At 61.3% G+C, this 10,234-nt stretch carries 8 protein-coding genes and 1 pseudogene; 2 read left to right on the forward strand and 7 right to left on the reverse strand.

The annotated features are described in order from the left end of the window. Window positions 1-2,009: ATP-dependent nuclease (locus tag ACT6VE_RS33890; protein ID WP_444802556.1), on the forward strand; the 2,009-nt coding region annotated here is incomplete at its 5' end. A gap of 5 nt (window positions 2,010-2,014) precedes the next feature. Continuing rightward, window positions 2,015-3,991, forward strand: a complete 1,977-nt coding sequence (locus tag ACT6VE_RS33895) for a UvrD-helicase domain-containing protein (RefSeq protein ID WP_054136689.1) — start codon at window positions 2,015-2,017, stop codon at window positions 3,989-3,991. Window positions 3,992-4,068: 77 nt separating this feature from the next. On the opposite strand, the gene ACT6VE_RS33900 is transcribed toward ACT6VE_RS33895, so the two are convergent. The 7 genes and pseudogenes from ACT6VE_RS33900 to ACT6VE_RS33930 all read right to left on the reverse strand — a co-directional run. Then, window positions 4,069-4,662 carry a plasmid pRiA4b ORF-3 family protein gene (locus ACT6VE_RS33900; RefSeq protein ID WP_231684194.1) on the reverse strand — a complete coding sequence of 198 codons (594 nt, stop codon included), beginning with the start codon at window positions 4,660-4,662 and terminating at the stop codon, window positions 4,069-4,071. Further along, on the reverse strand, window positions 4,659-5,600 hold the full coding sequence (tnpC, locus tag ACT6VE_RS33905; RefSeq protein WP_231684195.1) for an IS66 family transposase: 942 nt from the start codon (window positions 5,598-5,600) through the stop codon (window positions 4,659-4,661). The genes ACT6VE_RS33900 and tnpC overlap by 4 nt, the downstream gene beginning before the upstream one ends. Then, window positions 5,579-6,214 (reverse strand): IS66 family transposase zinc-finger binding domain-containing protein, encoded by a 636-nt coding sequence (locus tag ACT6VE_RS33910; RefSeq protein WP_082382522.1) that lies wholly within the window; start codon window positions 6,212-6,214, stop codon window positions 5,579-5,581. Before ACT6VE_RS33910 ends, tnpC begins: the two co-directional genes overlap by 22 nt. 68 nt (window positions 6,215-6,282) lie before the next feature. Next, window positions 6,283-6,642 (reverse strand): IS66 family insertion sequence element accessory protein TnpB, encoded by a 360-nt coding sequence (gene tnpB, locus ACT6VE_RS33915; protein ID WP_231684196.1) that lies wholly within the window; start codon window positions 6,640-6,642, stop codon window positions 6,283-6,285. A 106-nt stretch (window positions 6,643-6,748) separates the two neighbouring features. Continuing rightward, window positions 6,749-6,940 (reverse strand): annotated as a pseudogene (locus tag ACT6VE_RS33920) (transposase); the annotation flags it as partial. Window positions 6,941-7,201: 261 nt separating this feature from the next. Then, window positions 7,202-8,647: an efflux transporter outer membrane subunit gene (locus tag ACT6VE_RS33925; protein ID WP_082382524.1), complete on the reverse strand. Its 1,446-nt coding sequence runs from the start codon at window positions 8,645-8,647 to the stop codon at window positions 7,202-7,204. Then, window positions 8,644-10,234, reverse strand: a 1,591-nt coding sequence (locus ACT6VE_RS33930) for an efflux RND transporter permease subunit (protein WP_444802557.1), incomplete at its 5' end; no start/stop codon positions are given. The genes ACT6VE_RS33925 and ACT6VE_RS33930, both read right to left, overlap by 4 nt.

A 10,234-nucleotide genomic window follows, 5' to 3' on the forward strand; every position in this document is an offset into this window, starting at 1 on the left:
ACTTTAGGCTGTTCGGTTCGGGCGAGCACGCTTTCCGTCTGCCACTCAATCCCGGCCTGACTGCGCTCGTTGGCGAGAATGACGCAGGCAAGACCGCGATCATAGACGCGCTCCGTCTCGTACTCGGTACGCGAGATCAGGATATGCTGCGTGTCGATTTCGCTGATTTCCATCAGAGCGCGCCGGGTATTGAGCGCGCCGACCATGTTACCATCGGACTGACGTTCCGCGGCCTCACGGTCGCCGACCGGGCCGCCTTTGCCGAGTTCCTCACCTACGAGATGATCGGCGAGCAGGTTGAGACCGTGCTAATCATCACTTGGATCGCCAAGCGCAATGCAAAAGAAGGTAGCTCACGGCGTGTGCTTCCGCCCGAGTGGCGCACCGGCGCCAAAGGCGATGGTCCCACTATGGACTTGGGTGCGCGATCGCTTTTGACCGCGACGTATTTGCGTCCGTTGCGCGATGCGGAGCGCGCTATGAGGGCCGGGCGGGGATCGCGTCTGTCGCAGATCCTCCAGTACACCGCCGAGATCCGGAATACCGGCGTCGGCTTCGACCGCAACGCCAATCCTCCGGTAGAGGCCAAAGACCTAAGTGTCCTCGGGCTCGGCGACTATGCGACCTACCTGTTCGGCGAAAACGAAGGCATCAAGCAGGCGCGCAAGCGACTCAATGAGGAATACCTTGCACCCTTGTCGTTCGCAGATGATCTGCTTTTGGCACGCATCGGCGTCGCCGAAGCGCAGGAAGACAATGTCAGGTTACGGCAGGTTCTAGAAAAGCTTGAGCTGGCCCTGACAGGATCGGCCGACGCGGACACCGCATACAGCCGCGGGCTCGGATCGAACAATTTACTCTTCATGGCCTGCGAGCTGCTGCTGCTCGCGGCAGAAAGCGACGGCTTTCCGCTGCTACTGATCGAGGAGCCCGAGGCGCATCTCCATCCGCAGCGTCAGCTTCGGCTCATGTCGTTCCTGCAGGCACAGGCAAGCAAGCCTCGCGCTGATGGCCAGAAAATCCAGATCATCGTCACGACACACAGCCCGAATCTGGCCTCTGACCTGGATCTCAATAATCTGGCGCTGATCGAAGGCGGGCGGGCCTTCCCTTTGTGTCGTGGCAAAACCCAACTCAGCGGCACAGATTATCGCTTTCTCGAGCGTTTTCTCGATGTGACCAAGGCAAACCTGTTCTTCGCGCGCGCGGTGATGATAGTCGAAGGCGATGCCGAGACTATCCTCATGCCAGTCATCGCCAAGCTGCTTGGCCGCGATTTTCATGAACATGGGGTGTCGCTCGTCAACGTTGGGGGCGTCGGGTTGGGGCGTTATGCGCGGATCTTCCTCCGCCAAGACCCTGAAACGGAGGGCGAGATCGGCATCCCCGTCGCCTGCGTCACCGACATGGACGTGATGCCAGACGTCGCTCCATGGATCGTCGGAAAGCTCCGACCCGGTGAGCAGGTGCCTGCAAGACCACCCTCGCTTCGGCAATGGCGGATAAAGGCGGACTTTCCTGTAGGGCAGCTTGCGCAGCGCCGTGTCGAACGAAGCGCTAGGGCTTCGGGCCAGCGGGTAGAGACTTTCGTTTCCGACGAATGGACGCTCGAATATGACCTTGCCTTTCACGGGCTTGGCAAACAAGTTTATCGCGCCGCTACGCTCGCGCTGAAGGACGAAGCACTCGCGGCCGACCGCGCAGCGCAAGCCGAAGTGCTCGCAGGGGCCGATGCGGCTTATCAGCAACTGGTTGATGCCGGTCATGACCCGGAGACGCTTGGCTCGCACGTCTATGCGCTGTTCGAGGTCGAGAGGGCATCGAAGGCGATCGCCGCCCAGTATCTCGCGGAGCTGCTAGAGAAGGAGTTGGAAGCCGGAACCCTCACCGATCTAGCGTTGCGGCAGCTATTGCCGCCCTATGTCGTCGCAGCGATCGCCCACGTCACAGCAGCCTTTCCCGCGCCCGAGCCGAACGGCGCTGCGGCAGCGGGGACGGCGGCGGCCTGAAGCCGATGTTCGACGATCTTATCCGAGAGCAGGACGTGGCTTGGGCGGCCGAGCTCATGGGACTTGGGCCGGACGGCTTCGCGCCGGTCGGTGATGACGATAGCCGTCTCCGGGCAATGCTCAATCTCGACACGATCGATTTCGAGGCCTGTCCTGGCAGTGGCAAGACCACGCTTCTGGTTGCGAAGCTCGCCGTGTTGGCAACGAGGTGGCCGCACCGGCAGCAAGGAATCTGCGTACTCTCGCATACCAATGCGGCGCGCAACGAAATCGGTGTCAAGCTCGGCAATTCGGCTGCAGGAATCTCGTTGACCCGCTACCCGCATTTCGTTGGCACGATCCACGCGTTCGTGAACGAGTATCTGGCGCTGCCCTGGCTGCGCTCTAAGGGTCTCGAAGTGCAGTGCATCGATACGCAAATTGCGCTTGCCATGCGCTGGAGACTCCTGCCCAGAAAGACACGCTGGGCAGTCCAAAAAGCCCGACTCAGCGAAGGATGTCTGATTTACACACGGCCTGACTATACAGGCGGCAGTACCGGTAAGTTCGGGCCGAAGACGCCGACTTACGAGGCGCTCCTCGAAGCGCGCCGTACGGGCAGCGAACAGGGATACTTCTGTTTCGACGAGATGTTCGTCTGGGCGAACGAATTGCTCGACGAGCGGCCCGAGGCCGCCGTAGACCTCCGGCGGCGCTTCCCGTTGCTGTTCGTCGACGAGGCCCAGGATAATAGCGAGGCGCAGTCGGCGCTCCTGCACCGAATCTTTTCCGCGGGTGACGCGCCATCGCGCCGGCAGCGCTTTGGAGACTCAAACCAAGCGATATATGCGCGCGTCGGCGCCGAAGGCGCTGCGACCGATCCCTTCCCCAGCGCTGCGGTTCAGGCGATGCCGCGCAGCTACCGTTTCGCGCAGCTGCTCGCAGATGAAGTGAAGGGGCTCGGGGTTGCGCCCCAGGAGCTGGTCGGTGCAGGGCCGCCGCCGGAGCACGGCGTCGCCCACCACGCGCCCACGCTGTTCCTGTTCGACGACGCCAGCGTGCAGTCTGTGCTGCCCCATTATGGCGCGCATCTCGTCGCGACGTTTGACGCCCATGTGCTCGAACGCGGCGTGTTTACTGCGGTGGCGGGCGTGCACGATCTCGACGAGGCTGGCCGGGTGCCGCACGCTATGGGCCATTACGCCCCCAATTATGATCCGGCCTGCGCACGCAAGGAAGCGGCGCCAGCCAGTTTCGCGCAATATTTGGCACGCGCGCGCTTCCAGATGGCCGGTAGCGGCAACAGTGACAAGCTCGTCAATGCGACGGCTTCGGCGCTACTCGCAGCAAGCGAACTTGTCGGCGGGACGCACGGGCGGATAACGCGCAAGTCGCCGCATCGCCGAGTCACCGATCTCCTAGCCGACACTCAGGCGCATCCCGCTTATCTCGCCCTGATCGAAGCTGTGCTCGAATGCCGTGGCGAGATCGTTGAAGCGGATTGGCAGGCAGCGCTGCTTCCGCAAGCTGAAGCAATCGTCCAGCAGCTGAGTGGCGCCGGGGCCCTTGACGATGCGACTGCATTTCTCGCTTGGCCGGAGCATCGAGCAGCACTCCAAGCCGGAGCCGCGCCAATTGCGCATACAGACAATCTATTCGTTTACCCCGAGGATGCCCCACAGGTCCGCATTCGACTGGGATCAATTCACTCGGTCAAGGGCGAGACCCACACCGCGACACTGGTACTCGACAGCTTCTACTTCGCACATCACCTGAGCGAACTCAAACCTTGGCTGCTTGGCGCGAAGATAGGTGGGTCGCGGTTGAATCGCCCAGGCAAGGTGCTCTACGAGGGCTCTCGAATGCTTGGTCGGCTCCGTTTACACTACGTTGCGATGACCCGCCCGACCCATCTCTTGTGTCTGGCGATGCGCAAGGATGCCTTTGACGCTGGAGAGCTCGAGATTCTCACCGGCCGCGGTTGGACGGTTATCGAATGCTGAGGAAGCTGTGGTGTAGTAGATAACAAGCGCTACCCAGGTCATGTGTAAGCGCCGACGGAAGGTGGCATTGACGCGGGCTATTTCGCCTTTCGTTGCCGCGGTGCCCATTTCTTTGTGAGGGTCTGGAGTCGGGCGTGGATCAGATCGATATTCGGCTGCGCGTGCGGATCATGGTCGTCGCCGAGGATATCGAGCGCCTGCTCATGATATTCGTGGGCGGGGTCGGACAGGGCTTCCAGTGTTTCGGCGTAGCCCCAAGGTCCACCCGAGTCTTCAGGCGGACGCATGCCTTTTGCTTCAAGCAGGCGGGGGTAGCTGATCTGTGGTTCAGCCGGGGCGATGCCTTCGATCTTGACGCTGTGCTCCCATCCGTCACCAAAGTCGTAAAGGTAACGGAACGTCTTGCCGCGCATACCTTCGAGCGCCTCGGCCAGCGTTGCCTTGCGGGCATCAAGCGGACCATCAAAGCCATACCCAGGGTCAGGGATGCCAAAGCCTGTGCGCCCGAACGTCAGTTCCCACAGATGACTGTCGGTCCAGGCAAGCACCGCCTGGAAGACCGCGTGCAGGCGATCAAGCCGGATGCCTAGCGGCACTTCGATTAGCCGGGTGACGGTCGGGGTCACATCGTCCAGCGTGATCCTCATCCGAACGACGAACGCGTTGCTCAAGCAGCCTGCTCCAGGGTCTGGATCTGTCGGGCCATCTGCCATTGCCATGGGAGAAGCTCGTCGATCCGGTTGATCGGGTGATCACCGATACGTGCGATGACGTCGGTAAGCCAAGCCTCGGGCTCCACACCGTTCAGACGGCACGTTTCGACCAGAGAGTAGAACAGCGCCGCTGCATCACCGCCCTTGGGTGAGCCGACGAACAGCCAGTTCCGGCGTCCGAGCGCAACACCGCGCAGGGCATTTTCCACGAGATTGTTGCTGATCTCGAGCAGGCCGTCGTCACAGTATCGGACCATCGCCGCCCATCGGTTGAGCGGATAGCGGCACGCCTTGGCCAGGGTGCTGTCGGATGACAGCCTGCGCCTCTGCGCTTCGAGCCAGGGTCGCAACGCGTCGAGCTTTGGCCGTGCCAGTTCCTGACGGATCCGCCTTCGCTGATCGGGAGGTGCGCCGCGGATATCGCGTTCGATCGCGAACAGCTCGCCGATGCGCACCACCGCCTCTGCCGCGACCGGCGACGGGTTCTTTTCCAGGATGTCGGTAAACTTGCGCCGGGCATGCGCCCAGCAGCCAACCTCGGTTACGAAGCGGTCCGGATCACGATACAGCCGGTTATATCCGCTATAGCCGTCGGCCTGGAGATAGCCGCGATACCCGGCAAGGTGTGCCGCGGGGTGCTCTCCGCCTCGGCCCGGGGTAAAGCGGAACGCAACCGCAGGTGGACTCATATCACCGCTTGACCGATCATCGCGCAGGTAGACCCAGAAGTACGCGGTCCTGCTGCCGTCCTGGCCGTTCAGCAAGGTGACTGGCGTCTCGTCTCCATGGATCTTGGGTGCCTCACAGATATGGGAGAGCAGCCGTTCGCCAAGCGGGGCCATCAACCAGGCCAGCTTGCGCGCCCAGCGCCCCATCACATCGCGATCGATATCCACGCCCTGGCGGCGCAGGATCGCCGACTGACGATACCAGGGCTGGTGATCAGATGAGCGAGCAGCGCGCTGCTCGCCATGACCTTGGGCAACGGAAGATCGATGGCCGGTGCCTGCCGGATCTGTTCACAGCGCCTGCATGCAATGCGGGGACGCACATGGCGCAGCACCCGGAACCGGGCAGGCACATAATCCAGCACTTCCGTCACATCCTCGCCGATCACGGTATCGGTGCCGCCGCAGGCACAGGGGCCGGGACGATGCTCTGTCGTCTGCCTGGGGATATGGGCCGGGATGGGCTGGTGTGATCCGGCCTCGCGGATGCTCTTCGACGTTTCCGCCGCATCGTCGTCATCGGCAGGCACTGGAGTATCGACTTCCTCGAACATCAGGCGCAGCTGGGCGATATCCATCTGCTCCGAGCTGCGGCCAAACTGCACCCGCAAAAGGTGCGCGAGCCGGTGCTCGAGCTTTTCGATGGTCAGGCTCTGTGTCTTGACGGTGTCGTTTGCAAGCCTGAGCGCATCGCGCTCCAGTTCAACGGCCTCGGCCATCTCCCGCACCATTTTCTGCAGGAGAACAGGGTCTGAAGGGAGGCGATCAAGGTCGAACCGCATGCCCGCAACTATAGCGTAACAGCCACTTTGATCCTACAAAAAACGCCTGTTTTCCGGGCGTTTTCTGATCAGGCGAGCGTCGGTACCAGCACCCTTTCGTGCACGATCGCCTGCCGCCAGTCGAGCCCTCCGATCAGCATCGCCACTTGTGCAAACGACAGTCGGACCGCCACCCCGTCCTGTGTCCGGGGCCATACGAACTTGCCCCACTCGAGCCGCTTTGCGTACAGGCAAAGTCCCGATCCATCCCAGACCAGCGCCTTCAGCCTGTCGCCCCTTTTGCCCCGGAACAGGAACACAGCACCACTGAACGGATCGAGCTGCAGGATATTGCGGACCTGGGCCGATAGCCCGTCAAAGCCCTTGCGCATGTCGCACGGTGCCAGCGACAGATAGATCTTCGCCGATGGTGGCAGCGTCAGGCTCAAAGGCCGAGCTCGCCGATAACTTCAAGCGCCAACTTCAGCGCCGCCCAGTCACCGCTGCTTCCTGCGTCGGTTCTGCGCTCATCACCTCCACCGGCACGAACCCGGCCATGGCGCCGCGCAGCAGCTGCTTGCGCCAGGTATACAGCTGGCCCGTTCCAATCCCGTATCGCCGGGCAACCAATGCCACGATCGCGCCAGGCTGCGTCGTTTCCTTCAGGATCGCGAGCTTCTCTTCGTCGCTCCAGCGCCTTCGCCGCTCAACCCGTACAACCGCTCCGCCATCGCTGCGCGCACTCATACGAGGCTCGTTTGACTGATCACTATCCACTCGCAAGGCCTCCTTCGACCCTGCCGTTCGGACAAATCACCCCACCCAGCAAGGCCGGGTTCCGTCGGCGCTTACCGCTGATCTCAAGATGGCGTGCACTGGCTCACCCGGCTTGGGCTTCATTTGGTCGCGGAATGTCGCGTTATACGGGTGAGGATTTCTCCGTCCCCCAACAGCAATGCGCACCATAGCCCCTAGCCTTCGCTTGTGGTCACTTGTGCTCACAGTCCTTCACGGTGCCGGGGGCTGATAATCCGAACCGCTAGCGGTTGCCCTAAATAGGGCAATGTGTGAACGCGCTTGGGCGATACGCGCATCAAGAGATTGCTGTTCGACATCAAGCAATCGTTGTTCGGCTTGTAACTTTGCCGGCAGACCGATTAATCCCGCTTCAAAGGTCCGGCGCGCATCGCGCGTAGCCCGCTCGATTGAGCCCCGAGCGCGCTCCGCCTCGCGAACCTGTGTTTCGCGGGCAATGGCCGCAAAAAGACAGTTCTCCACATCCTCTGTCGCCAGCAGCAATGCCGACTGATAACCGGCCAGTACCCCATCACTGCGCGCACGCGCTGCTTTAACCTCGGCATCGATTTTGGCAAAATCGAACAAGCGCCAGCGCAAGCCGATCAAACCCTGTGCGTTGAACGCGGAGGAGCTGAATAGCTGTCCGGAATCAATCGATTGAAACCCGATCAGTCCGGCAAGCGACAGTGACGGATAATATTCCATCAAGGCTGATGCGATCCGCGCGTCCGAGGCCGCAACACGCGCCTCGGCGGCCCGGACATCGGGGCGGGCACGCAACACAACTGCCGGGCTGGCCAGCGATGACAACCGCGGTATCGTCGGAACCGCCACCGGTGCGCTCTTCAATTCAGCGCCTGCGGTCAAAACGACCAGCCGATTGCGCTGGGCCTCAGCGGCCATTTGCACCTGCGGCAACAGCGCATCAAGCCTTGCGAGTTCGCCCTCAATCTGGTCGAGTTCGGTGCGTGCAGCTGTGCCAGCTGCGAGCCGCCGCCTGACGGTTTCAACGAGTTGCTCCGCGATCGCGCACTGGCGCATGATGATGGCAATTTGTTCGTTGGCAGCGGCCCACGTGACGTAGGCATCGGCAGTCTCGGCAGCGATACTGATTCGCACGCCGTCGAGCAAAGCGCTGGTTTCTGCCCGGTTGGCGCGGGCGGCCCGTGTTGCTGCGCCCAAGCGACCGAACAAATCGATTTCCCAATTAGCTTGGGTGCTGACATCGTAAATCGTGAGATCCCGCTCGAAACCCGGAACATCGCCGATAAAGGCCCCTGGCACGCCTTCCAGCGATTGGCGTTGCCGTGCGGCGGAAGCACCGGTGTCTCCAGCCGGAAACCTTTCGGCGCGAACGCGCTTTACGAAGGCATTGGCCTCATCAAAGCGGCTTTTCGCCGCGACAATATCAAGATTGACGGTCAGGGCGTGCTCAACAAGGCGGGCAAGTTCGGGGTCATTCGTTGCTTGCCACCATTGTGCTGCATCGCCGAGTGCGGGCACATCCATCCGCTGTGTCAAGCCGTCAGCATTGCGAAATTGAGTGCCCGATGGTGTTTCCAGCTCGGTGGTAGGACCAATCGTAGTGCACCCGGCGAGCAAAGCTGTAGTCGTCGCCGTCACGATTGCGCCTTTGATTGCGGTTCTCTTGGTCATACCGTAACACTTCCCGCATCGGGCGAGGGCGACCCGTAATCCCCACTAGTGGTGGCAGGGCCGACCCGGAACCATGCCGCATAGAGTGCCGGGAGGAAAAACAGGGTCAGGACCGTCGCGAATGCCAGCCCGCCCATGATCGCAACCGCCATCGGTGCCCAAAACGCTGATTGCGTCAGCGGAACCAAGGCAAGAATGGCGGCCAGTGCGGTCAGGACCACTGGCCGCGCGCGGCGGATGGTGGCTTCGATGACAGCCGTCAGTGGCTCACTGCCGCTGGCAATGTCTTGGTCTATCTGGTCGACGAGGATCACCGAATTGCGCATGATCATCCCCGCAAGTGCGATGACGCCAAGCTGGGCGACAAAGCCGAATGGTGTCTGGGTAATCAGCAAGGTCAGCGTTACCCCGATCAGACCCAGCGGTGCGGTAAGCAAAACCAGTATGCTGCGGCTCATGCTTTGCAGCTGGACCATCAAGAACAGCAGCCAAAGGCCCAGCATGGCCGGTAGCAATGCGGCAATGGAAGCTCCTCCTTTTGCGGATTCTTCCACAGCCCCCGCCATTTCAATGCGGTAACCCGAAGGCAGCCCCTCGCGGATCGCATCAAGCTTTGGGTTGATTGCGTTCGAAACATCAGGAGCCTGCACACCGGCGATGACATCAGCGCGCACGTTCAATGTCACATCGCGATTGCGACGCCGGATCAACCCATCTTCGACCACCGGCACAATTTTCGCTAATTGTGCCAAGGGTACCGACTGGCCATTGGCAGTACGAATGGTGAGGTCTTTCAAACTCTCAGCGGCAGTGCGTTCTTCGCTTACTGCGCGCGCGATCACATCGATGGTTTCGGTCCCATCGCGCACTTGTGTTACCCGATAACCATCAACGAGCGTCTGCAACGAGGACGCAATTTCTGCAGGCGTCAGGCCCAGTGCCCGGGCACGGTCTTGGTCGATATCCAGGCGCGCAGCCATCGCCATATCACCCCACTCAAAATTGGTATCCCGCACGCGTTCATCAAGGCGCGTTACATCGCGCACCTCGGCAGCAATCCGCTTAACCTGCGCCGGATCCGCCCCCATCACTCTGAACTGCACAGGATACCCTACCGACGGTCCATTTTCCAACCGCGACACGCGGGCGCGAACGTCCGGGAGCGCTTCCGCCAGCTTTGCCTGGAAATCGGTCGTCATGGCTGCGCTGTCACGCGGGTCCTTTGGGTGCACGATGAAGTTGGCATAGGCCAGATTTGGAAGCTCGGGATTAAGGGACAGGGTGAAGCGAGGCCCACCGCCGCCGACATAAGTCAGCACATAATCGGTCCTTTCGTCATCCATGATGAGCTGCTCGATTTGCGCCGCCCGAGCGCGCGTCGCCGCATAGGATGCCCCTGCGGCCAGTTCCATATCCACCAGAACTTCCTGTCGCGAAGATGCCGGGAAGAACTGCTGTGGCACTAGTGGGAACAACAAGAGGCTGATGACAAATACAGCGCCTGTCGCGACCAGCGTCAGCTTGCGCCGGTTAACGCACCAGGTGATAAGTCGCCGCAGCCGTACATAAATTGGACTATAATAGCTC

Origin of the sequence: Shinella sp., assembly GCF_052438155.1 — a bacterium.
Taxonomy (GTDB): Bacteria; Pseudomonadota; Alphaproteobacteria; order Rhizobiales; family Rhizobiaceae; genus Shinella.

Coding starts and splice junctions, on each gene's coding strand:
- ACT6VE_RS33910 (WP_082382522.1), bottom strand. CDS start 6,214: ATGCGGTTCGACCTTGATCGCCTCCCTTCAGACCCTGTTCTCCTGCAG.
- ACT6VE_RS33895 (WP_054136689.1), top strand. CDS start 2,015: ATGTTCGACGATCTTATCCGAGAGCAGGACGTGGCTTGGGCGGCCGAG.
- ACT6VE_RS33925 (WP_082382524.1), bottom strand. CDS start 8,647: ATGACCAAGAGAACCGCAATCAAAGGCGCAATCGTGACGGCGACGACT.